22 protein-coding genes, 1 tRNA gene and 1 rRNA gene are annotated in these 21,669 nt (G+C 65.8%); 7 read left to right on the top strand and 17 right to left on the bottom strand.

All coding sequences use genetic code 11. From position 1 onward, the window contains the following. The 3 genes from VEY12_08470 to VEY12_08460 all read right to left on the bottom strand — a co-directional run. Positions 1 to 562, bottom strand: a 16S ribosomal RNA gene (locus tag VEY12_08470); the annotation flags it as partial. Positions 563 to 889: 327 nt separating this feature from the next. Beyond that, positions 890 to 1,678 carry a hypothetical protein gene (locus tag VEY12_08465; protein HYM40157.1) on the bottom strand — a complete coding sequence of 263 codons (789 nt, stop codon included), beginning with the start codon at positions 1,676 to 1,678 and terminating at the stop codon, positions 890 to 892. 106 nt (positions 1,679 to 1,784) lie between these two features. Further along, positions 1,785 to 3,956 (bottom strand): bifunctional alpha,alpha-trehalose-phosphate synthase (UDP-forming)/trehalose-phosphatase, encoded by a 2,172-nt coding sequence (locus tag VEY12_08460; protein HYM40156.1) that lies wholly within the window; start codon positions 3,954 to 3,956, stop codon positions 1,785 to 1,787. 190 nt (positions 3,957 to 4,146) lie between these two features. On the opposite strand from VEY12_08460, the gene VEY12_08455 reads away from it, so the two are divergent. The 4 genes from VEY12_08455 to VEY12_08440 all read left to right on the top strand — a co-directional run bounded on the left by VEY12_08455 (position 4,147) and on the right by VEY12_08440 (position 7,529). Beyond that, positions 4,147 to 4,229: transfer RNA gene (locus VEY12_08455), tRNA-Ser, on the top strand. Positions 4,230 to 4,292: 63 nt separating this feature from the next. After that, positions 4,293 to 5,645 carry an aspartate aminotransferase family protein gene (locus VEY12_08450; GenBank protein ID HYM40155.1) on the top strand — a complete coding sequence of 451 codons (1,353 nt, stop codon included), beginning with the start codon at positions 4,293 to 4,295 and terminating at the stop codon, positions 5,643 to 5,645. A gap of 13 nt (positions 5,646 to 5,658) precedes the next feature. After that, a complete protein-coding gene (locus VEY12_08445) occupies positions 5,659 to 6,603 on the top strand; it encodes a GNAT family N-acetyltransferase (protein HYM40154.1) in 945 nt (314 codons plus the stop codon). A 92-nt stretch (positions 6,604 to 6,695) separates the two neighbouring features. Continuing rightward, positions 6,696 to 7,529, top strand: a complete 834-nt coding sequence (locus tag VEY12_08440) for a Rab family GTPase (GenBank protein ID HYM40153.1) — start codon at positions 6,696 to 6,698, stop codon at positions 7,527 to 7,529. 9 nt (positions 7,530 to 7,538) lie between these two features. Here VEY12_08440 and VEY12_08435 read toward each other — a convergent pair whose 3' ends face one another. From VEY12_08435 to moeB, 3 genes are read right to left on the bottom strand one after another with little or no spacing between them, the layout of a single operon-like run. Then, positions 7,539 to 8,105, bottom strand: coding sequence for a DUF1684 domain-containing protein (locus VEY12_08435; protein HYM40152.1), 567 nt, complete (start codon positions 8,103 to 8,105; stop codon positions 7,539 to 7,541). 40 nt (positions 8,106 to 8,145) lie between these two features. After that, complete coding sequence (locus tag VEY12_08430; protein HYM40151.1) at positions 8,146 to 8,463, bottom strand: hypothetical protein; 318 nt, start codon at positions 8,461 to 8,463, stop codon at positions 8,146 to 8,148. 44 nt (positions 8,464 to 8,507) lie between these two features. Beyond that, positions 8,508 to 9,965, bottom strand: a complete 1,458-nt coding sequence (moeB, locus tag VEY12_08425; protein HYM40150.1) for a molybdopterin-synthase adenylyltransferase MoeB — start codon at positions 9,963 to 9,965, stop codon at positions 8,508 to 8,510. Between the two features lie 104 nt (positions 9,966 to 10,069). On the opposite strand from moeB, the gene VEY12_08420 reads away from it, so the two are divergent. Both VEY12_08420 and VEY12_08415 read left to right on the top strand, forming a co-directional pair. Next, positions 10,070 to 10,669, top strand: a complete 600-nt coding sequence (locus tag VEY12_08420; protein ID HYM40149.1) for a DUF998 domain-containing protein — start codon at positions 10,070 to 10,072, stop codon at positions 10,667 to 10,669. Between the two features lie 42 nt (positions 10,670 to 10,711). Further along, positions 10,712 to 11,749, top strand: coding sequence for an aldo/keto reductase (locus VEY12_08415; protein HYM40148.1), 1,038 nt, complete (start codon positions 10,712 to 10,714; stop codon positions 11,747 to 11,749). Positions 11,750 to 11,752: 3 nt separating this feature from the next. Here the strand turns inward: VEY12_08415 and VEY12_08410 are convergent, their stop codons facing one another. The 8 genes from VEY12_08410 to sufB form a co-directional block, all read right to left on the bottom strand. Continuing rightward, positions 11,753 to 12,136: a M67 family metallopeptidase gene (locus VEY12_08410; protein ID HYM40147.1), complete on the bottom strand. Its 384-nt coding sequence runs from the start codon at positions 12,134 to 12,136 to the stop codon at positions 11,753 to 11,755. A 32-nt stretch (positions 12,137 to 12,168) separates the two neighbouring features. Beyond that, the gene (locus VEY12_08405) at positions 12,169 to 13,098 is read right to left on the bottom strand and encodes a cysteine synthase family protein (GenBank protein HYM40146.1); all 930 of its coding nucleotides are present in this window, start codon (positions 13,096 to 13,098) and stop codon (positions 12,169 to 12,171) included. A gap of 26 nt (positions 13,099 to 13,124) precedes the next feature. Beyond that, a complete protein-coding gene (locus VEY12_08400) occupies positions 13,125 to 13,520 on the bottom strand; it encodes an SUF system NifU family Fe-S cluster assembly protein (GenBank protein ID HYM40145.1) in 396 nt (131 codons plus the stop codon). Beyond that, positions 13,521 to 14,747, bottom strand: a complete 1,227-nt coding sequence (locus VEY12_08395) for a cysteine desulfurase (GenBank protein ID HYM40144.1) — start codon at positions 14,745 to 14,747, stop codon at positions 13,521 to 13,523. It abuts the gene before it with no gap. A 74-nt stretch (positions 14,748 to 14,821) separates the two neighbouring features. Beyond that, positions 14,822 to 15,274 carry an SUF system NifU family Fe-S cluster assembly protein gene (locus VEY12_08390; protein ID HYM40143.1) on the bottom strand — a complete coding sequence of 151 codons (453 nt, stop codon included), beginning with the start codon at positions 15,272 to 15,274 and terminating at the stop codon, positions 14,822 to 14,824. Between the two features lie 52 nt (positions 15,275 to 15,326). After that, a complete protein-coding gene (gene sufD, locus VEY12_08385) occupies positions 15,327 to 16,673 on the bottom strand; it encodes a Fe-S cluster assembly protein SufD (GenBank protein ID HYM40142.1) in 1,347 nt (448 codons plus the stop codon). Positions 16,674 to 16,690: 17 nt separating this feature from the next. Next, positions 16,691 to 17,479: a Fe-S cluster assembly ATPase SufC gene (sufC, locus tag VEY12_08380; GenBank protein ID HYM40141.1), complete on the bottom strand. Its 789-nt coding sequence runs from the start codon at positions 17,477 to 17,479 to the stop codon at positions 16,691 to 16,693. A 30-nt stretch (positions 17,480 to 17,509) separates the two neighbouring features. After that, positions 17,510 to 18,961, bottom strand: a complete 1,452-nt coding sequence (sufB, locus tag VEY12_08375) for a Fe-S cluster assembly protein SufB (protein ID HYM40140.1) — start codon at positions 18,959 to 18,961, stop codon at positions 17,510 to 17,512. A gap of 165 nt (positions 18,962 to 19,126) precedes the next feature. Between sufB and VEY12_08370 the strand changes: the two genes are divergently transcribed. Continuing rightward, on the top strand, positions 19,127 to 19,471 hold the full coding sequence (locus tag VEY12_08370) for an iron-sulfur cluster assembly accessory protein (GenBank protein ID HYM40139.1): 345 nt from the start codon (positions 19,127 to 19,129) through the stop codon (positions 19,469 to 19,471). Positions 19,472 to 19,490: 19 nt separating this feature from the next. On the opposite strand, the gene VEY12_08365 is transcribed toward VEY12_08370, so the two are convergent. The 3 genes from VEY12_08365 to VEY12_08355 all read right to left on the bottom strand — a co-directional run bounded on the left by VEY12_08365 (position 19,491) and on the right by VEY12_08355 (position 21,607). After that, on the bottom strand, positions 19,491 to 20,654 hold the full coding sequence (locus tag VEY12_08365; GenBank protein HYM40138.1) for a (Fe-S)-binding protein: 1,164 nt from the start codon (positions 20,652 to 20,654) through the stop codon (positions 19,491 to 19,493). A 16-nt stretch (positions 20,655 to 20,670) separates the two neighbouring features. Further along, positions 20,671 to 21,189 (bottom strand): hypothetical protein, encoded by a 519-nt coding sequence (locus VEY12_08360; GenBank protein ID HYM40137.1) that lies wholly within the window; start codon positions 21,187 to 21,189, stop codon positions 20,671 to 20,673. Positions 21,190 to 21,298: 109 nt separating this feature from the next. After that, entirely contained in the window at positions 21,299 to 21,607 is a 309-nt protein-coding gene (locus VEY12_08355) for a metal-sulfur cluster assembly factor (protein HYM40136.1), read from the bottom strand. Between the last annotated feature and the right edge of the window lie 62 nt (positions 21,608 to 21,669).

The following is a 21,669-nucleotide window of genomic DNA, read 5'->3' as shown; positions in this document are numbered from 1 at the left end:
GAATCGTTGAGCGATTCGATTTGCCCAGGAATCTACCCGACCCGCTACGGACGTTTTAGACTCAATAATAATGAGCACCACTCGGGCCGCGGGTATTACCGCGGCGGCTGGCACCCGTCTTACCCGGCCCTTACTTCTCGTGCTTTTTAGGCGCGAGAACAGCGAACACAAAGTGTTCGCACTGGGAGTTCCCCCGTCGTGGTTGCCCACATTGCGGAGTTTTCGCGACTGCTGCGCCCCGTAGGGCCTGGATTCGTGTCTCAGAATCCATCTCCGGGCGACTACTCCCATAGCCCGTACCCGTCGAAGCCTAGGGGGTCTTTAAAACCCCCTACAAGCTGATAGGCCGCAGACCCATCCTCGGGCGCCGGAGCTTTCGACCTGGAAGCGTTCCAGCATCCCAGGCCTATGGAGTATTATCCTCAGTTTCCCGAGAGTATCCTCCACCCGAGGGCAGATTATCCGCGTGTTACTGAGCCGTCCGCCGAGGTCTTGCACCTCTCGACTCGCATGTCTTAAGCGAACTCCCATAGCGGTGCCCGCCGGCAGGATCAACCGGAGTTGATCTCGCACGACGACTGTATTGAGCTATCAATCAAGGAATTTGGCGAGATAGCAGATATGCACCTCTGCCTTTCGATTGCGAGCGTCGGGAATGAGAGGGCACGCGCGAACGCATCGCGCGGGGTTCTCAAACCTCCACGATGTCGGCCGCATCAGAACAGGGCCCGTCACGGATCGGGGCCTTCGCCAAAGGCGGCCTCACGAGCTCGGGCGACCGTCTGTCGTTGCCGACGTCACGTCGCCTTATCGAGCCTCCATCAGATAGAGACGAGTGCTATATGAGTCTTTCGACCGAAGCCTTGCGGAGCTCGATGCGGCCTCCGATTCAGCAGTATGTGTACCAGCGGGTGTCGACCATGGCGCCCTCGAGCACGTCGCCCACCGCCCGAAGAGGAATCAGGGGCATCGCGAACGTGCCGGGCGTGTGCACGAGCTTCATGCCCGGGAAGAGGACGCCGTTGTGAGGGTTCGTGTCCTGGGTCAGGACGAGCGGGTCGTACTGCGTGCCGTGGCAGATGCAATAGATCGGATCCTGGTCGTACACGTTGTACGTGGGCGGCGGGACGAGGTAGTCCCTCCCGGGGGGCGGGTTCGTGACCACGTGCCAGCCGGGGTAGCAGCACAGGTGCGTGCATCGGTCCAGGCCCACGACGATGCGGATGTCCCGGGCCGGGTCGTCGTAGAACAGGGAGAATCCCGGAGGGAGCGACCAGGGAAGCGGGCTCGGGAGCTCGTAGTACGTGTCCACCCGCGGCACGCGCACGAGAAGGACCGGATAGCCCGTCCCGGCAACGTGGGCACCCGTGTCCGTGAAGGCCCCCCGCCAGACCGCCGAAGCGCCGCTCCAAAGGGCGAAGTCCGTTACGCGGACGGGCGTGTTCGCCTTGGCGTTCCACCACTGGGCCGTAGGGAATCCCGTGTAGACCAGAGTGTCCAGGAAGGACTCCGGGGGAACGAAGGCGGGGGGAGGCAGGAACGGTCGAAGGAGGGCAACGCCGCCGGCCGTGGCCGCAGCACCCGCGGCGAACGCGGCGGTCGCGAGCCCGAGCTTCACCCATCGCCGCCGGGTCATCCCGGGTTCCGGCGTCTCCGCGGTCTCCCACGAAACGGGCATTCCCTCGCCGAGTCCCACGCGTTTAGGCCTGCCTAGATTCGGCGGCTTGTCTTCATGAACCTGTCGTACGTACGAGACGGACGGAGCGCGGGACGGGATGCGAGCATCACGGAACGCCCGCGAGCCGCTCGAGGATGCCGAGGGCGTCCTCGGTGGACTCCACGGCGAAGCGCGCGGTCGATGCGGCGAGGCCGATGCGGACAGAGTAACTCTCAGGCGGGAGACGGCTGAAGAGAGTCTCGTCCGTCCAGTCGTCGCCCATGGCCAGGATGAAGTCCCAGCCTCCGTTCGCGCAGTGGCTCTCGTAGAACGTGCCCTTGCTCACACGGCTGCTCCGCACCTCGACGGCCCGATTGCCGATAAAGACCACGAGCTCGAGGTTCGCGGTCAAGTTCGTCAACGTGTCGATGAGTTCCCGCGCGGCGAGGGACCCCGTGTTCAAGTCGACCCGGCGGTAGTGCCAGACCAGGGACGTCTCCTTCTCCTCGATCAGGGATCCGGGGATGCGGTTCGTGAAGCGCTCCAGGATGGGGCGCACTCGGTCCTTCCACCTCGTGTCGAGCGCCAGGGTCGCCCTCCACTCGGCCTCGTCTGCTTGCCTCACCCACGCCCCGTTCTCCGCGACGAGGGTGATGTAGAGACCGTTGAACCAGGAGGCCAGGTCGTCCCGCCCGCGGCCGCTGATCAGCACGACCCGGTTCGACGCAGACGCACAGAGGCTCTTGAGGAGGGCCATCGTCCGCGTCGTCGGCGCCGCGAGCGAAGGTTCCGAGCGGAAGGGCGCGAGCGTCCCGTCATAGTCCAGGAGCAGGAGGCGGCGCCGCGACTTGGCGTACGCGCCCGCCATCGTCTCCCGGTCCGCCTTGGTGAGGAGATGCACGCCCAAGGACCTTGACAGGGCGACCGCTCCCTCGAGGCGCTCCAGGAAGTGGTTCGCCCATCGCCGCACGTCGTATTGCTCCAAGCGATGACGCATGAGCCGATTTCGGCGCACCTGCTCCGCCTCGGGCATCTCGAGCGCCTGCCCGAGGGCCTCGGCCACCTCGGCCCGGCTGTTCGGGTTCACGACGATCGCCTCGTGGAGCTCCTTGGAGGCTCCCGCCATCTCGCTGAGGACGAGGGCCCCGTGGAGATCCTCCTTGGCGGCCAGGTACTCTTTCGCGACGAGGTTCATGCCATCCCGGAGGGGTGTGATCAGCGCGACATCGGCGGCGCGGTACAGGGCCACGAGGTCCTCGTACTCCAGATAGCGGTACATGTACCGGATCGGAGTCCATTGGAACGTCCCGTACCGGCTGTTGATCTCGCCGCAGAGGCGGTCGATCTCCCGCTTCTCTTCGGCATAGCGGTCCACAATCTCCCGGGAGGGGACCACGACGAGGAGGTAGACGAACCGCCCCCGCCACTCGGGGTGTGCCTCGAGCAGCGTGGCCACGCCCTGGAGGGCGTGCGGGATGCCCTTCGTGTAGTCGAGACGGGAGAGGGAGAACACGAGCTTCGATGCACCCAGTCCGTCCCGGTACCGCGCCACGCGATCCCGCTGTCGCGGATCCTTCACGGCGGCTTCGATCCGCCCGAAGTCGACCCCCATGGGAAACACGTCCACGTCGACCGCTCGCTTGCCGACGATCAGCTGGCCGATCTCGTTGTCCAGGCCTAGGAGCCGACGGACGCCGCCCAAGAACGCCTGAGCGTCGTCGAACGTATGGAATCCCACGAGGTCGGCGCCTAGGACGGCGTCGACGAGTTCGCGGCACCAAGGCAGTTGCCGGAGGTCCGAGTACGGAGGAAACGGGACATGCAGGAAGAACCCGATCTTCACGTCCGGGCGCTTCTCTCGAAGGTACTTCGGCGCGAGCATAAGGTGGTAGTCGTGAATCCAGACGATTTCGTCGGGTTTCGCGAGGCGGGCGATGCGCTTTGCGAACCGCTCGTTCACGGCTCGGTAGGCGCTCCAATCGGCCTCTTCGTACCGCGCGTAGGTCGGGAACGAGTGGAAGAGCGGCCAGAGCGTGCGGTTCGAGAAACCCGCGTAGTATCGGCGTGCCACCTCCCGCGGCAGGAAGACGGGATAGCATCCGAACTCCTTCCGGAGTCGGCGCTCAATCCCGCGGTGGGAGGATTCAGGCAGGTCCCCGGGCCACCCGACCCAGCGCGCATCGTGCTCGCGGTAGAATGCCTCCAGGCCCACGGCGAGCCCTCCCGTCGAGGGCTCGTAGTGGACGACCCCTTGCTTTCGGGTCACGGTGACCGGGAGACGATTGGACGCGAGAATCACGGCATCACCCCCGCAGGGTTCCGCACGCGGAGTGGCCCCACCTCGCGCATACCCATCTTGTTTTGCCATTTCCCACTATCGGGCCACCTGAAAACCGGCCGCGTTGCAGTGCCTCAGATTCGCAAACGCGTTCCTCGAGATGGGGCGCGTGCGTAAAGGCTTATAGAGGCATCCCGATGGTCGCGGGCCTGCGGGGATCGCCTAGCCTGGTAGGGCGCTGGATTGCTAATCCAGTGCGCTCTGCGCCCGGGGGTTCAAATCCCCCTCCCCGCGCGGTCCGTCATAGACTCTATGACCCTTCGCCGCCATGCCGACCGGCACCCCGGAGGAGGATCCATGTCCACCGTCGATCGAGTGCGCATGCAAGCCGTCCTCGCGGACGAGGAAAGGCGGTTCGTCCGCGACCATCCGAAGTCCAGGAGGTTGTTCGAACGGGCCCGGAAGTCCATGATCGGCGGTGTCCCGATGAACTGGATGATCGAGTGGCCCGGCCCGTTCCCCCTGTTCGCCAAGGAGGCCAAAGGCGCCACGATCACGGACGTCGAGGGCCACCGGTACATCGACTTTTGCCTCGGCGACACGGGCGCTATGTTCGGGCATGCCCCGTCCGCGACCGTGGCCGCGGCGATCCGGCAGATGCGGAGGGGGATCACCACGATGCTCCCCACGGAGGACTCGATCTGGGTGGGCCAGGAGCTCGCCCGCCGGTTCCGCGTCCCGTACTGGCAGGTCGCGATGACCGCCACGGACGCGAACCGGTTCGCCCTCCGCATGGCGCGGGAGGCCACAGGGCGCCGCAAGATCCTCGTGTTCAACGGGTGCTACCACGGCACCGTGGACGAGACCCTCGTCCGGTTGGTCGACGGAAAGGTCACGCCGCGGGAAGGAGCCATGCCGCCTCCCGTGGACCCCGACCTCACGACTCGTGTGATCGAGTTCAACGACCTGCCGATGCTGGAGGCGGCCCTCGCGCCCCGAGATATCGCCGCGGTCCTCATGGAGCCCGCGCTCACGAACTGCGGCATCGTACTCCCCGAGCCCGGATACCTCGATGGCGTTCGAGAGACCACGCGGCGGACGGGGACGGTCTGGATCGTCGACGAGACCCACACCTGGTGTGCGGGGCCTGGAGGCTATACTGGGGCGCACAAGCTCGAGCCCGACATGGTCACCCTGGGCAAGCCCGTGGCGGGAGGCATTCCCGCCGCGGCGTTCGGAGCCAGCCAGGAGGTGTACGACCGGACGATCGAGAACATGCTCGCGGGGACGACCGGGGTCAACGGACTCGGGGGCACCCTCACCGGCAACGCCTTCGCCCTCGCGGCGATGCGCGCGACCTTGGAGAAGGTGATCACGAAGCGCGCGTACGATCGTATGATCCCGCTCGCGACACGGTGGGCCGACGGCGTCCGGTCTGCGGTCGGTGGCGCGGGCCTCCCGTGGCATGTGGTCCAACTGGGGGCACGGGCCGAGTACCGGTTCACGGCCACGCCGACGAGGAACGGTGCGCAGGCCATCGCCGCGAAGGACGAGCTGCTCAACAAGTTCGTCCACCTGATGGCCCTCAACCGCCGAATCCTCCTGACACCCTTCCACAACATGGCCCTGATGTGCCCCGCGACCACGCGGGCCCAGGTCGACCGACACACAGACGTCTTCCTCGAGACCGTGGCCGCCCTAGCGGGCTAGAGGCTCCGCGCTCATGCAGGTGAGGAGTCTCGAAGAGATTGACGCGCTCGACGCGCACCGCCTGAGCGCCGCGGCCTTCGGACGGACGCTCCGGGAGACGGAGATGCTTCGGTTCTTTCGGCGGGACCCGCGATACGCCTACGGGCCCCCGCGGTACGCCGTCGAGCACGGCCAGGTGCTCGCCCAGGTCGTGCCCATGCGGTTCCCCGTCCGCTTGTCCAGCGGGGGGGAGCGCGTGGGCGGTCTCCAGGCCGTGTGCTCCTTCCCCTCCGTCTGGGGGCACGGGTATGCCCGACGGCTGATGGAGCACGTCCACGCCATGTTCCGCGAGGACGGTATTCGGATCTCCACACTGACCACGAGCCGGAACATCCGCGGCTACGCGGTCTACGGTCGGATGGGCTACGTGGACCTGGCGCCCTTCTACCTCGGTACGCGAGCGGTGCCAAAGGGCCGCACGACTCCAGGCCGCCTTCAAATCCGGAAGACGCGAACGGAGGACCTTCCCAGGATCCACGAGCTGTACCGGCGGGCGACTCGAGGCCTCCTCGGGTGGACCGAGCGGACGGTGACCGAGTTGCCCGCGGCCTTCCGCACGTTTCCCTGGTCCCGCGCCCGATATCGGACCGCGGTGCGGGACCGTCGAATTGTCGGATACCTGCGGTCACGGCCTGACGACGGCGCCCTTATCGAGGAACTCGTCGCGGAGACCGAGGCCGACTTCCGCGCGATCGTGGCCGCGATGGAACCCAAAGCCCGCGGGGGCGTCGCCACGGTCAATTGGATCACTTGCCGCAGGGACCGCGTGAGGTTCGAACGCCTGGGTTATCGCATGGACCGGCTCTCGGACACGACGATGGCGGTGCCGCTGACCCGAGACGTGAAAACCAGGGATCTTCCCAGGCTGTTCGGCGGCCCCACGGGGAAGTTCCTCCAATACCCGACGGATGACTTCTAGGCCCTGGGGTCCGCCGGGGTCCCCCGCCGCTACCCTTTGTGAGAATCAGGAGAAACGGTTAAAGAGGACCTGGGGGCGATGGGTTCCCCGGCATGGTCAAAGAGCCCGTCAAGGCCAAGGTCCTGCTGCTGGGCGACGGGGCCGTCGGAAAGACCACCCTGATCCGCCGGTTCGTCGTCGACCGGTACTCGGACGAGTACATCACCACGGTCGGCACCAAGGTCACGCGGAAGGATGTGACCGTGGGCCGCGAGCCCGAGCAGTTCGACGTGGTCATGCAGATCTGGGACGTCCTCGGCCAACGCGGGTACGGCGGCATCCAGGAAGCCGCGGTCAAGGGAGCCCAAGGCGTCCTGTTCGTGTACGACCTGACCCGCGAGGACACCCGGCGGTCCGTCGAGGAGTACTGGATGCCCATGGTGTGGCGGCTCGCCGGTCGGATCCCGATGGTCCTCGTGGGCAACAAGGTGGACCTCATCGAGGACCGCATCCGGCCCGAGGAGTACGCGTACTACCTGTCCCAGAAGTACGAGGCACCCGCCCTGATCACCAGCGCGAAGACGGGAGAGCACGTGGAGGCCGCGTTCCACACCTTGGCGGAGAGGGCCGTCGAGGCGAGTCGGCGCCCCTCGGCCCGGCTCGCGCTCGTGACCCCGCCTCAGGAGCCCGTGGACCGTCTCATCCGGGTCGCGGACAAGATCATGACGGATTCCTGCTTCATGCTCGGAGGGGTCGAGGTCGGGATGCCCCTCGTCAAGCACCAGTTCGAGCGGGCCAAGGTGGAGATGCGGCGACCCTCTCGGGAGGCGCTGGCCCGAGCCATCGACGGGCTCGCGACCGTGGAGCGGGACTTCCTGGGCGCCCAGCAGGTCGAGGCGAACCGGGAACGCCGGCTGGGATGGCTCGCCGGCAAGGATTGGGAGTAGGCGCCCGGCTCAGTGGAGCGGGAAGGTCTTCTCCCCCGCGCGGATGGGGGCACGGAGCCAGTTCTCCTTGGGCGGGAACGGACAGACGTAATCGTCGCTGTAGGCGCAGTACGGGTTGTAGGCCAGGTTGAAGTCGAGGATGTACTCCTCCGAGGGGTTCTCCTCGAGGTCGAGGTAGCGCGCGGCTCCGTAGGATTCCTTCCCCGAGGTGGCGTCCCGGAAGGGGACGAACAGGGAAGCGTCCTCGTGGTGGTGGCCGGGCTGGGGTGCGGCTTTGTATGCGTACAGACGCTGCTTGACCCCGTTGACGTCGAATTCGAAGTAGCCGTACCGCAGCATGGGGCGCGGGATGCCCTTGGACGTCGCGAGCGTCACGGGCTCGGGGTTCGGCAGCGTGACGAGTCGCACGTGCAGGCGGTACTTCAGGTCCGGAGGGAAGTACTCCAGGCCGCGGAGGTTGGGGCGAATCGCCTCGGGGATCGGCGAGTCCGGGTCCGTCCGAAAGTAGTAGTCCTTCTCCTTGCGCTGAAGCTCGATATCCCGGGCGTATTCCGCGGCAGCGGGGTCGTGCGGCATCGGACCCACGACCCTGCGGCAGGAGATAAAGGATGCGCGTTCAGAGCGAGTAGAGATCCGTCTTCGCCTTCGCGAGGAGCTCCTTCTCCTGCGCGCCCAGGTGCGAGGGCGGGACCTTGGCCTCGACGAGTTGGACGATGCTTGTCGCCGCGGAGATCTTCTGGGCTTGGGCCGCCTTCTTGATCAGGTCCGCCGCGAACCGGGCCTTGAGCTTGGAGAGACCCGCGTCCTCCGGGGCCATCGAGAACATCTCCTCCAGGAGCTTGAGGGAGTCCTCGAACCGTGCCTGCTTGGCCAAGGAGCGGACGGCTCGCTCGAGCATCGTGAATCGGTGGACCGTGCCCGGGTCAAGGGCCATGAACCCTCGGAAGGTCCCCCGGCCCCTTATGCCTTCCGCGAGCGTCAGTACCGCGGCATGTCGGGATCGACGCGATCGGCCCACTTGTCGATGCCGCCGGCCAGGTTCTTCACCTTGCGGAAGCCGAGCTCCCGGAGGAAGTTCGTTACCCGCGCGGATCGCACGCCGCTCTTGCAGTACACGACGATCTCGTCCGCGGTGCTCAGCTCGTTCACGCGGCCGGGCACCTGGCCCACGGGCATGAGGATCGACCCCTCGAGGCGGTTGATCTCATACTCGAGCGGCTCGCGGACGTCGAGGAGCACGACGTTGCCCCCGTCGTCGAGCCTGGCCTTGAGCTCCTCGGGGCTAATCTGGAACTCCTCGCTGATCCGTTCGCTCGGGGCGTTCAGGCCGCAGAACTCCTCGTAGTCGATGAGCTCCTTGATCGTGGGGTGGACCCCGCAGATCGGGCAGTCGGGGTTCTTCCGCAGCTTCAGCTCGCGGAACCGCATCTTCAGGGCGTCGAAGACCAGGAGGCGGCCGACCAGGGTGTCGCCCTTGCCCAGGAGGAGCTTGATCGCCTCGATGGCCTGGATCGAACCGACGATGCCCGGGAGCACGCCGAGCACGCCCCCTTCCGCACAAGAGGGCACGAGCCCGGGCGGCGGTGGTTCCGCGTACAGGCAGCGGTAGCACGGACCTTTCGAGGCCCAGAAGACGCTGGCCTGACCCTCGAACCGGAAGATGGAGCCGTACACGTTGGGCTTGCCGAGGAGGACGGACGCATCGTTCACGAGGTACCGGGTGGGGAAGTTGTCCGTCCCGTCGATGACCACGTCGTAGTCCTTGACGATGCCCAGCGCGTTTTCGGACGGTAGGCGTTCCTCGTACGTCTGCACGTCCACGTTGGGGTTAATCGCCTGGACGCGCTCCTTGGCGACCTCGAGTTTCTTCCGCCCGACGTCCTTCGTGCCGTACATGACCTGCCGCTGGAGGTTCGTCACGTCGATCGTGTCGAAGTCGACGATCCCGATGCGGCCCACCCCAGCAGCACCCAGGTACTGGAGGAGGGGGTTGCCGAGGCCGCCCGCGCCCACGACGAGGGCCGAGGACTGCTTGAGCTTGAGCTGGCCCGCCATGCCGACGTCGGGCAGGATCAGGTGGCGGGAGTAGCGTTTGATCTCCGCGGGCGTCAGCACGTCCTTGCGGTGCGCGCCGACGGATTCCATGACGGACGAGGAGCCTCCCGCGATGCTCGGGACGATGGAGATCGTGTCCCCGTCCTTGAGCGGGGTGGACTCCTTCTGCAGGTAGCGGATGTCCTCCTCGTTGAGATAGACGTTCACGAAGTTGCGCAGGTGCCCCTCGTCGTTGTACAGGTGACGCCGCAGGCCGTCGTACTGGGTCACCAGGGCGCCGAGGGCTTCGCGGACGTCCTTCGCCTTCAGCTCGATCGCATCGCGGTTGGCGGCGTACTGGCGCAGGGGAGTCGGGATAAGGACTTTGATCGACGCTCCCATGGGAAGGTATCCTACCCCACTGTTCTACTTAGGGTTTCCGCCGGCGACGCCCGGTCGCAGCCCGGAGGAGAATCATTATACGCGACGAGCGGGCTCCCTCGCCCATGCGGTACGGCGACCGAACGCTCACGGGCCTCCTGTTCCTGCTTGGTTCCGTCCAGTTCCTCCTGGCGATGGTCATCGGTGAGGGGAGCCTGCCCACCTACAGCGTGTCCAAGAACGCGATCAGCGACCTCGGCGTCGGGCCGACGGCAGCCCTGTTCAACACCTCCGTGCTCCTCTTGGGCCTCCTGACGCTGGGTGCGGCCTACTTCTACCACCGGACCCACGGGAAACTCTGGATCACGATCCCGTTCCTCCTCGCGGGAGTCGGCCCCATCGGGGTTGGGCTCTTCCCGGAGACGACGGGGGCCATCCACGGAATCTTCGCCCTCATCGCGTTCTTGTTCGGAGGGCTCCTCGCGATCCTGATCTCCACCCGGGTGACGGTACCATTCCGGTACGTTTCCATCCTGCTGGGGGTCGTGGGCCTGGTGGCCCTCGGCCTCTTCGTGGCGCAGCAGTACGCGGGCATCGGCTTCGGTGGGATGGAGCGGATGATCGCCTATCCCGTCCTCCTCTGGGGAGTCGCCTTCGGCGGCTACTTGCTGTCGACCACCGAACAGTCCGCCCCGGCAGGCCCTACGGGCGACGCGGGCACATGATACGCGCTCAGGTTTATCGTCCGGCTCGACGTGGGGCTCGACATGGGGAGCCCGATGAAGTACACGCCCCTGGGAAGCACGGGGGTGCACGTCTCCCTCCTGGCCCTCGGCTCCATGACCTTCGGCTCCAGGAACGCCTGGAAGATCGGCGGCCTTTCCCAGGAGACCGAGGACGCTATGATCAAGCGCTCGCTCGACGCAGGCGTGAACTTCTTCGACACCGCGGACGTGTACGACGAGGGCGAGTCGGAGAAGGCCCTAGGCCGCGCGCTGAAGCCGTACCGGGAGCAAGCCATCCTGGCCACGAAGGTCCGCGCCAAGACGGGGAGCGGGATCAACGAGCAGGGCCTCTCGCGGCACCATATCCGCATCTCCGTCCGGAAGAGCCTTGAGCGGCTCGGCACGTCGTGGATCGACGTATACCAGTTCCACGGCTGGGACCCGTACGTCCCCATGGACGAGTTCCTCGAGACCATGCAGGATCTCGTCGAGCAAGGTCTCGTGAACTATCCCGGCATCTCGAACTTCAGCGCGTGGCAGATGGCCACCCTGCAGGCCCGCGCGGAGGAGCGCGGCTACTCGCGGTACGAGACCGCCCAGATGAACTACAGCCTCCTGAACCGGGACATCGAGCACGAGATCCTTCCGTTCCTGCGGTTCGCCAAGATGAGCTTGCTCGTCTGGAGCCCGCTCCACGGGGGCGTCCTGTCCGGGAAGTACTCGAAAGAGACGAAGCCGGGTGCGGGGACCCGCATGGGCGATCGAGGCGTCTTCTTCCCGTTCTTCGACGAGACGACGGGCTGGAGCGTCGTGGAGACGGTGAAAGCAATCGCGAAGGAGCAGGGCTGCACGCCGTCCCAGGTCGCCCTGGCCTGGCTCCTCGAGAAGAAGCACGTCGTCCTGCTCGGAGCGAAGACGATGGCCCAGCTCGACGAGGACTTGGGCAGCCTCGACATCGTTCTGACCGCCAGACATAACGAGGAGCTCGACGTCCTCACGAAGCCGCGTCGGGCGTATCCGGGCTGGATGATCGAGCGCCAAGGCGGGGGCCGCGCGTTCCCGCTCGTCGAGCCGGACTGAACCTTACTCGATCGTCAGCGGTTCGGGCCGGAATGTCGACGAATCGTCGTCGAGCACCCAAGCGCGGAGATCAGCCGGCCGCCGGTCCACGATGCTCAGGATCACGTAGGTGTACCAGGGCCATGCGTGCCCGCGGTCGAACTCGGACGGCTCCGCGGGATGGTTCGGGTGGCTGTGGTAGTACCCAAGGACGTCCCGGCCCGTACCCGAGAGGTCCTTCTCCACGCGGAGGATTTCGAGGGGATCGATAACGTAGCGGCGTTCCCGATTCGTCTCGACCACGTTCTTGGCCCGTCGCACAGAGGCAATCGTTCGAGGTTCCTTCGGCGGCCCCAGCAGGAAGCCGCAGCACTCTTCGGGAAAGGTCTCCTTCGCGTGAGCCTGAATCGCCGCGACCTGGGATCTTGTGAGCCTGACGATCAGATCGCCTCCTCCCAGTATCGGTCGCCGAGGTACTTGTCGCCCGCATCGGGGAAGACGACCACGACCACGCCCTCCCGGATGCGCTCCGCGAGCCGCAGGGCCGCGTCCAACGCTGCACCACTCGACGTGCCGACCAGGTACCCCTCCTCCCGCGCGATCCGCAGAGCGGCGGCCTGCGCATCCTCCGTGGCCACGGTCATCGTCTGGTCCGGGAGGGACGGGTCCCAGATGCCCGGCACCTTCGCGGTCTCCAGGTGCTTCACGCCCTCGATGCCGTGGAACGGGCTGTCCGGCTGCACCGCAACGAGCTGGATCGACGGGTTTGTGCCCTTCAGGAAGCGCCCGGCGCCGACGAACGTTCCCGTGGTCCCGAGGCAAGCGACGAAGTGCGTGATCCGACCGCGCGTCTGATCGTAAATCTCAGGACCCGTGGTCTCGAAGTGAGCGCGCCAGTTCGCCTCGTTGTTGTACTGGTCGAAATACCAGTACCGATCCGGAGCGGCGTCGGCCATGGAGCGCGCGACGTGCTGCGCGCCGTCCGTGCCTTCCATGGCGGGCGTGAACACGAGGTCGGCCCCGAACGCCCGGAGGATCCGCCGCCGCTCGGCGCTAATGTTCTTCGGGACGCACAAGGTGGCCCGGTAGCCCTCCGCCGCGCCGAGCATCGCGAGGGCGATTCCCGTGTTGCCCGACGTCGCGTCCAGGAGTGTCCACTTCCGCGTCAGCCCGCGCTTTTCCGCGTCGCGGAGCATATACAGCACCGCGCGGTCCTTTACGCTCCCGCCCGGGTTGTCCCATTCCGCCTTCGCGAACAGCTCGACGCCGGGAATCACGTCATGCCAGATCCGGTCGAGACGCAGCAAGGGCGTGTTGCCGATCAGGTCGCAGACGTTCGACGCCTTCGGCTCGCGGGGATCCGGGACCATCGGTGGCACGGCCAACCGGCCGAGGTTTAATGCCCTTGCGCCGGCACGCGCGGGGCCAGCGCGGCTTGGAGCGCGCGCAGGGGAAGGAGGGCGCACTGCTCCCGCACGGAGCTCAGGGGCACGCCGAGAGCCTTCAGGGCGGCATCGCGACCGATGGCCAGGGCGCCTCCGAGGGTCTTCCCCTTGATCTCGTCGGTTAGGAGCGAGGCGCTCGCCATGCTGATCGCGCATCCTTCTCCGTCGAATCGCACCTCCGCGATCTGGTCGGACTCGTCCACGCGGAGCGTCATGAGGATTTCGTCCCCGCAAAGGGGGTTCGACTCGCGCGCTTGGTGGGTCGCAGCATTCAGGACGCCCCGGTTGTGCGGGTGCTTGTAGTGGTCGAGGATTTGGGCCTGGTAGGGCCCCGGGCCGGAGGCCATCTAGGCGAACACCTCGTTGACCTTCTCCAGGGCCGCCACAAGCCGGTCGACGTCTTCGAGGTCGTTGTACACGTAGAAGGAGGCGCGGGCGGTCGCGGCGAGGTCGTACCGCTCCATGAGCGGCTGGGCGCAGTGATGTCCGGACCGGATGCACACGCCCTCCACGTCGAGGATCGAGGCGATATCATGGGGATGCGCTTTGTCCATGGTGAAGGAGACCACCCCGCCCCGTTCCTTCACACTGCGGGGTCCGTAGAGCCGGACGCCGGGGATCTTCGCGAGCTTCTCCAGGGCGTACGCGGTCAGCTCCATCTCGTGCTGGCGGACCGCGAGCATGCCCAGCTTCGTGAGGTAGTCGACCGCGGCGCCGAGGCCGATCGCCTCCGCGATGGGCGGCGTGCCGCCCTCGAACTTGTAGGGAACGTCGTTCCATTTCGCGGAGCCCAGATGGACCTCGCTGATCATTTCCCCGCCCCCGAGGAGCGGCTCCGTGGCCTCGAGCATCTCCTTCTTCCCGTACAGGATGCCGATGCCCGTGGGTCCGAGCATCTTGTGGCCGCTGAACGCGAGGAAGTCGCAGTCCAGCGCCGCGACGTCCACCGGGAGGTGGGGCACGCTCTGGGCAGCGTCCACGACGCAGACGGCGCCCACCTCGTGCGCCCGCTTCGCGATCTCCTTGACATCGGTGATCGTCCCGAGCACGTTGGAGACGTGGGCTACGGTCACGAGCTTCGTGCGTTTCGTGATCAACTCGTCGTACTGCTCCATCCTCAGGTGGCCCTCGTCGTCCACGTCGACGTACTTGAGGACGATTCCCTTCAGGTCGCGGACGAAGTGCCAGGGGACGTGGTTCGAGTGGTGCTCGAGGACGGTGCCCAGGACCTCGTCGCCCTTGGCGAGGCGTCCGCTTTTGAGCGCGTAGCCGTACGCGACCACGTTCAGGCTTTCCGTGGTCGACTTCGTGAAGGCGACTTCCATGGGGTCCTTCGCGCCGATGAACTCCGCGATGCGCTCGCGCGCGCCTTCGTACGCGCGTGTGGCCTCTTCGCCGAGCTCGTAGATCGCGCGGTGGACGTTCGCGTTGTAGCGCGAGTAGTAATCCACCATGGAGTCGATGACCTGCTGGGGCTTCTGGGAGGTCGCCGTGCTGTCCAGGTACGTCAGCGGCTTGTCCCGCATCTTGCGCTGAAGGATCGGGAAGTCCTTCTTGATCTCGGGGACGTTCAGCAGGACCTTCGCGGCGCGTGCCATGGACTCCTCCGTCTCGATGCGAGCGTGCCTACTTGAACCTTGATGTCCACTCATTCCAGAGTGACCGTGCCCTCCTTGGACTCGAGGGCGGACTTGAGGGTGTGCCACGCGAGGCTCGCGCACTTCACCCGGAGGGGGAACTCGCTCACGCCCTGGAAGACCGCGAGCTTGCCCAGGCCCTTCGAATCGGCCTCGTGGGCAGGCGTTCCCGTGATCATTTCGTGGAAGCGGTCGAACAGGGCCTCGGCCTCGGCCTTCGTGCGGCCTCTGATCGCTTCGGTCATCAGGGACGCCGAAGACTTGGAGATGGCGCAACCTTGGCCCTGGAACGCCGCGTCGACGATGCGGTTCCCGTCCATCTTCAGGTACACGGTCACGCGGTCCCCGCACAGGGGATTGTTACCCGTGGCCTTCGCCGTCGCGTCCGCGAGGGCGTGGAAGTTCCGCGGGTTCTTCGTGTGGTCCAGGATGACCTCCTGGTACAGCTCGCGCAGGTCGACCATCAGAACGCCTCCGCGCGGAGGATGGGCACGGGCCGAGAAACGGTGTGGCTCCTCATAAGGCCTCTTGGATCACGTCGCTGCCCGGCAAGCGGGACAGGATGAGCTGGTCGAGCTTGATCCGCATGGAGGCCACCTTGACCTGGTTGATGATCTCCCCCGCGAAGGCGTACGTGAGGAGGGTGCGGGCTGAGCTTTCGTCAATCCCGCGGGAGCGCAGATAGAAAACCGCGTTCTCGTCGAGCTGGCCTACCGTGGAGCCGTGACTGCATTTCACGTCGTCCGCGAGGATCTCCAGACCGGGCGTGGAATCGGCGAACGCGTCGTTGGACAGAAGGAGGTTCTTGTTCGTCTGCCGCGCGTTCGTCTTCTGGGCGTCTTTTCGGACGAGGATCTTCCCGTAGAAGATTCCACGGCTGCGCGCGTCCAAGATCCCCTTGAACAGCTCGAGGCTCGTGCAGTTCGGCCTCGCATGGTCGATGAACGTGTGGTTCTCGCAGTGCTGCGCGTCGTGGAGCAGGTAGAGGCCGTTCAGCGCGAGGCTCCCACCCTCGTCCGCGAAGCGTGTGTTCACGTCGTTCCGGACAAGACCTCCGCCCAGGTTCAGGGAGGTGGAGGCGACCGCGCTCGAGCGAGCCTGGACGAGGCCCGTGCTCGAGAAGTGGTACGCGGCCTCGCTCTCCCGCTGCATCTTGTAGTGGTCCAGGACGGCACCCTTTCCCACGCGGAACTCGGTGACCGCGTTCGTGAAGTACGCGCCCTTGTCCAGGCCGACATACGACTCGATAACCGTCGCCTGACTCCTGTCGTCCAAGAGGATCAGGTTCCGGGGGTAGGAGACCGCCGCGGGATCGACGGACGTGGAGACGTAGAGGAGATGGATGGGCTCCTCGACGATGCGGCCTTCGGGCACATGGACGAAGGCGCCGTCCTGCAGGAACGCGGTGTTCAAGGCCGTGAAGGGCTGCCGCTCGAACGAGGCGAACTTCCCCAGGTGCGGCTCAACCGCCTTCGGGTCGAAGTGGATGACCTCTTGCAGGCTCCGGATGCGGACACCTTCCGGGAGCCAGCGGAGGTAGGAGAGCTTCGGCGCGAAGTGGCCGTTCACGAAGACCAGCTGGCTGCACTTGAGCACGCCGAACGTGTACGCCTCGACCAGGTCGCCCGGGATGCGGGGTGGCTCGGCCTGGGGTTCGTACCGGAAGGGCGTGCGGACGACGGGCGCCACGTTCGTGTGCTTCCAGTCCTCGTCCTTGACGCCCGGGAATCCGACCTTCTGGAAGGCGCCGACGGCCTCCTTGCGGAGACTGCGGAGCCACGACGGCTCCGCATCGCCGATCGCCCGGGCGAAGGATTGGAACTCCGCCACGTACGGGTCGGCTAGGCTCACAGTCACCGACACGCTCATCCCCCCGGGGATCAGTGGCCCACCGCGGCAGGGGTCGGGGCAGGCGTACCTTCGTCGAGGCCCAACCCGGCGTACCCGGTCTTCTCGAGCTCCTCCGCGAGCTCCTTGCCGCCGCTCTTCACGATGCGGCCTCCCGCGAGGACGTGCACGAAGTCCGGCACGATGTAGTGGAGCAGGCGCGAGTAGTGCGTGATCACAAGCATGCCGCGTTCCTTGGTCCGCATCGAGTTCACGCCGTTGGCCACGACGCGCAGCGCGTCGATGTCGAGGCCTGAGTCCGTCTCGTCGAGGATCGCGAGCTTGGGTTCGAGGACGGCCATCTGGAAAATCTCGTTCCGCTTCTTCTCGCCCCCGGAGAAGCCCTCGTTGAGCCCGCGCTTCATGTAGCTCTCGTCGAGTCCGAGGAGTTTCATCTTGTCCTGGATCAGATTGAGGAATTCCATCGCGTCCAGCTCGGGGAGGCCGCGGTGCTTCCGGATTGCGTTCACCGCCGCCTTGAGGAAGTAGGCGTTCCCGACGCCGGGGATCTCCACGGGATACTGGAATGCCATGAAGATGCCTTCCCGCGCGCGGTCTTCCGGTTTCATCGTAAGGAGGTCCTTCCCCTGGAACAGCACCTGGCCCGAGAGGACCTCGTAGTTCGGGCGACCGGCGAGGACCTGGGCGAGGGTCGTCTTCCCGGAGCCGTTGGGCCCCATGATCGCGTGGACCTCCCCCGCCTTCACCGCGATGTCGATGCCGCGTAGGATGTCCTTGTTCGCGACGCGCGCGTGCAGGTTACGGATCTCGAGCAACGCCATGCTAGCCCTTCCGAGGAACCGCGTCGGCACTCAGCCGACGGTCCCCTCCAACGCAAGACTGTAGGAAATGAGTTTCTGCGCCTCGACCGCGAACTCCATGGGGAGGTTCAGGAAGATCTTCTTGCAGAACCCGTTCACAATCATGGACGTCGCGTCCTCGGGCGTGATGCCGCGCTGCTGGCAGTAGAAGAGCTGATCGTCCCCGATCTTGGACGTGCTCGCCTCGTGCTCCATCTGGGCCGTGGGCTCCATGACCTGGATGTCCGGGAACGTGTGGGCCCCGCATTGGGATCCGATCAGGAGGGAGTCGCACTGGGAGTAGTTCCGCGCACCCGTCGCGCCCTTGAGGATCTTGACCATGCCCCGATACGTGTTCTGCCCTTCCCCCGCCGAGATCCCCTTCGAGATGATCGTACTGCGGGTGTTCTTCCCGATGTGGTGCATCTTGGTGCCGGTGTCGGCCTGCTGGCGGTTGTTCACCACGGCCACGGAGTAGAACTCGCCGATCGAATCGTCCCCCTGGAGGATGCAGCTCGGGTACTTCCAGGTGATCGCGCTCCCCGTCTCCACCTGGGTCCAGGAAATCTTCGAGCGCGCGCCGAGCGCCTTGCCGCGCTTCGTGACGAAGTTGTAGATGCCGCCCTTCCCCTGCTTGTCGCCCGGGTACCAGTTCTGGATCGTGCTGTACTTGACCTCGGCATCGTCCAGGGCCACGAGTTCGACCACCGCGGCGTGGAGCTGGTTCTCGTCCCGGATCGGGGCCGTGCAACCTTCCAAATAGGAGACGTACGCGCCTTCCTCGGCCACGATGAGGGTGCGCTCGAACTGACCCGTGTCCTGCGCGTTGATTCGGAAGTATGTGGACAACTCCATGGGGCAGCGAACGCCCTTCGGCACGTAGGCGAAGGAACCGTCGCTGAAGACCGCGCTGTTCAGCGCGGCGAAGAAGTTGTCGTTGTACGGGACCACGGAACCGAGGTACTTCTTGACCAAGTCCGGGTGCTCTTTGACCGCCTCGGAGAAGGAGCAGAAGATGATCCCGAGGTCCGCGAGCTTGTTCTTGAACGTCGTGCCGACGGAGACGCTGTCGAGGACCGCGTCGACCGCCACGCCCGCGAGCCGCTCCTGCTCCTGGAGCGGGATGCCGAGCTTGCCGTACAGATTGCGGATCTCCGGATCGATGTCCTCGAGGCTCTTCACGGGCTTCTTGGGCTTCGGCGCGGCATAGTAGATGATATCCTGGTAGTTGATGGGCGGGTACGTGACATTCGCCCAGTGGGGCTCCTTCATCGTGGTCCAGTGACGGTACGCCTTGAGCCGCCACTCGAGCATCCAGCCGGGTTCCTCCTTCTTCTGGGAGATGAGGCGGATGACGTCCTCGTTCAGGCCCTTGGGGATCCGCTCTTCCTCCACGTCGGAGACGAAGCCGTACTTGTACTCGCGATCGGCCATCTCCTGCTGGAGCTTAGTCTTGGTAACCATGATGGACCCCCTGGGAACGGGACCGAGTCTCTCCAGTATAACGATGTTATATATACCTTTGGTCGCGACCCTGAGAACTGCGTCCGACCGGGTGGAGACGGAGAATCCACCTCGGAAGACTTAAGTCGTGGCTTCGTGTAGCGAGCCCGGGAAGCGAGTTCCGTGATGGCCTCTCCCGAAGCCCCGCGCGTCATCGTGACCTCGAACGCGGTCCGGCGAATCCACTACCTGCGCCAGAAGGAGAACCGCCCCGAAGCCGCCCTGCGCCTGCGGATCATCGCGGGCGGATGCAGCGGCATGCAGTACCGGATGGACCTCGCGGAGACCCCACGGCCGACGGACACGATCATCACCGCGGAGGACGCCAAGGTATTCGTCGATCCGAAGAGCCTGGTCTACCTCCAGGGGTCCACCCTAGACTACGAGGAAGACCTCCTCGGCGGCCAGTTCAAGATCACGAACCCGAACGCCAAGCACGCCTGTTCCTGCGGCCTCAGCTTCACGATCTAGCCGCGGCGGCGACCGCCCGTCACAGGGCCTGAGCAATCGTCTCGGCGAGATCCACGATGCTCATCTGCATGTTACGCTGCTTCGCGATCTGCTCGAAGTGCCGCTCCGCGTGGGGGCACGTGGTCACGAGGGCCGTCGCCCCGGTCGCGACCGCATCCTGGATCCGGCGGGACCCGACGTTCGCGGCTTGCTCCGGGTAGACATCTGGGAACCCGCCTCCGGCTCCGGAGCAGAGCGCGTCCTCCCGGGTGGGCACCATCTCCAGGATCTTGAGGTCCTTGACGAACTTCAGGGCCTGGCGGGGCGCCTCGTACCCGTTGCAGACGCGGCCCATGTGGCAGGCGTCGTGGAATGCAATCCTCTGGGGCAGGGATTTCGTGAACGCGATGCGCTTCTCGCTCACGAGCTTCTCGACGAAGTGGGAGACATGGTAGACGCTGAACGGGGCGTTCCCGCCCCATTCTCGGTAGTCGCGGTAGAAGGCGCGGTAGCATTCCGCGCATGCGGTCACGAGGGCCTTCGCCCCCGTCCGCGCGACGGCCTCGAGGTTATGGGGCATGATCTGCTTCTCGACCTCCTTCTGGTATCCCATCCTCGCGAGGGGCGCGCCCGAGCACCACTCTTCGGGGCCGAGAATCTTGTAGGTCACCTTGGCGGCGTTCAGGATCTTGATAACCGCGCGCGCGATTTGTTGCTTCTCGTAGCTCGCCACGCAGCCGACCCAGAACACGACCTCGGGGCTCTCCGACTGGACGGCCTCGGGCGGCAGCCATGCGCCGCGCTCCTGGGGATCCTTCCCGTAGATGTTGTGGCTCTCCCGGACGTTGAGCAGGTACGGCTCGAGTTCCTTGCGGCCGTAGCCGGATTCGACCATCCAACCCTTTACCTCATCCCAGAGGGTATCGAACGGTATGTCCACCGGGCACACCTCGGTGCACGCCCCGCAGCCCGTGCACTCCCAGGAATTCGCGGCGAACTCCTCGCCCGGCTTCACGTGCCGGCGCAGGAGACGGTCCAAGGGGCCGCGGTTGTCGTACTGCCGCAGGGCGAACACGCGGCCGCGGGGCGAGGCACCCTCCCACCCGGCCTCCTGGTACGCCGGACAGACGGGTACGCAGTACCCGCACATCGTGCAGGCGTGCAGGTGTTCCTCAATGGGGGGCATCTTCGCGAGCCGGGGCATGACCTCACCGCTCCGATCAGCTGCGGAGCTCCGCGAGCTCGTTCCCCGCCTCGTCCGCCAGGGCTCGGTCCTCCTTCGACAGGGCCTCGAGCAGGTCCCTTGGCTTGCCCGTGCTCTTCGCCGCGAGGCCGTGGAGCAGGTCCGCGGACTTGCGCGACGTCTCCGCGGCGATCTCCCACGCCTTGGTCAGCGCGATCTCCTTCTCGAACGTGTACCGCGCCGTGCCGCACTTGGGGCACTGGTTCGGCATGTCGCGGGTGTCGACGACGTGCCCGCAGACGTAGCACTCGGCCTTCGAGACCGCATCCAGGGGGTACAGGTTCGGGTAGAACGCAGCCTCCTTGGCGGCGGGGCCGGTGAGCGCCTCGAGCCGTGTGCGCTGCGCGGCCTTGCGACGGCCGAGGTCTTCGAAGGTCACCTTGACCCGCGTGTCCGCGGACACGATCTGGGCGAGTTCGTAGAATGTGAGACCCTCCAGGACGGCGCCGAGCGCCTGCCGGAGGGAATCCGCCTCGCTCGCACGCTTCGCGCTCAAAGGATCGGGCCACCCGAGGAGCCGACGGAGAGCTGGGATACCCCGTAGAGGATATCAACCTTCGCGCTTCGAATCGACCTTCGCGTGTGGGGCATTCCTATGGAGGAAATCACAGGCCCCAGCCGAACTGTTTCTTCGCGGTTTCCGACATCATTTCGGGCGTCCAGGGCGGCTCCCAAACGATGGCCACGTTCGCTTCCTTCACGCCGGGCAGCTGTTCGATCTTGCGCTTCACGTCCGCGCCCATGTACGCGGAGGCGGGGCAGCCGGGGGCGGTCAGGGTCATCTTCACCTCGACCTTTCCCGAGCCTTCGTTGATGTCGATGTTGTACACGAGCCCGAGGTCGTAGATGTTGATCGGGATCTCGGGGTCGTAGCACTTCTTCAGGACCGTGATCACGTCGTCTTTCGTGGGCATGGGTGTCCCCCGTCCGTCCTCGATTACGGCCCGGCGGGATAAGAACGTTCCGTCCGGGATCA

This window comes from Thermoplasmata archaeon (assembly GCA_035632695.1).
GTDB lineage: Archaea > Thermoplasmatota > Thermoplasmata > RBG-16-68-12 > RBG-16-68-12 > RBG-16-68-12.
This window is presented reverse-complemented; position numbering and strand designations above follow the sequence as displayed.

Bases quoted from the DNA above. Each gene is read 5' to 3' on its own strand.
- VEY12_08390 (HYM40143.1), bottom strand. From the start codon at position 15,274: ATGGTCGACCTGCGCGAGCTGTACCAGGAGGTCATCCTGGACCACACG.
- VEY12_08445 (HYM40154.1), top strand. From the start codon at position 5,659: ATGCAGGTGAGGAGTCTCGAAGAGATTGACGCGCTCGACGCGCACCGC.
- VEY12_08465 (HYM40157.1), bottom strand. From the start codon at position 1,678: ATGCCCGTTTCGTGGGAGACCGCGGAGACGCCGGAACCCGGGATGACC.
- sufC (HYM40141.1), bottom strand. From the start codon at position 17,479: ATGGCGTTGCTCGAGATCCGTAACCTGCACGCGCGCGTCGCGAACAAG.
- moeB (HYM40150.1), bottom strand. From the start codon at position 9,965: ATGGGAGCGTCGATCAAAGTCCTTATCCCGACTCCCCTGCGCCAGTAC.
- VEY12_08450 (HYM40155.1), top strand. From the start codon at position 4,293: ATGTCCACCGTCGATCGAGTGCGCATGCAAGCCGTCCTCGCGGACGAG.
- VEY12_08365 (HYM40138.1), bottom strand. From the start codon at position 20,654: ATGCCCCGGCTCGCGAAGATGCCCCCCATTGAGGAACACCTGCACGCC.
- VEY12_08370 (HYM40139.1), top strand. From the start codon at position 19,127: ATGGCCTCTCCCGAAGCCCCGCGCGTCATCGTGACCTCGAACGCGGTC.
- VEY12_08355 (HYM40136.1), bottom strand. From the start codon at position 21,607: ATGCCCACGAAAGACGACGTGATCACGGTCCTGAAGAAGTGCTACGAC.
- VEY12_08435 (HYM40152.1), bottom strand. From the start codon at position 8,105: ATGCCGCACGACCCCGCTGCCGCGGAATACGCCCGGGATATCGAGCTT.
- VEY12_08400 (HYM40145.1), bottom strand. From the start codon at position 13,520: ATGGCCTCCGGCCCGGGGCCCTACCAGGCCCAAATCCTCGACCACTAC.
- sufB (HYM40140.1), bottom strand. From the start codon at position 18,961: ATGGTTACCAAGACTAAGCTCCAGCAGGAGATGGCCGATCGCGAGTAC.
- VEY12_08415 (HYM40148.1), top strand. From the start codon at position 10,712: ATGGGGAGCCCGATGAAGTACACGCCCCTGGGAAGCACGGGGGTGCAC.
- VEY12_08405 (HYM40146.1), bottom strand. From the start codon at position 13,098: ATGGTCCCGGATCCCCGCGAGCCGAAGGCGTCGAACGTCTGCGACCTG.
- VEY12_08440 (HYM40153.1), top strand. From the start codon at position 6,696: ATGGTCAAAGAGCCCGTCAAGGCCAAGGTCCTGCTGCTGGGCGACGGG.
- VEY12_08430 (HYM40151.1), bottom strand. From the start codon at position 8,463: ATGGCCCTTGACCCGGGCACGGTCCACCGATTCACGATGCTCGAGCGA.
- VEY12_08420 (HYM40149.1), top strand. From the start codon at position 10,070: ATGCGGTACGGCGACCGAACGCTCACGGGCCTCCTGTTCCTGCTTGGT.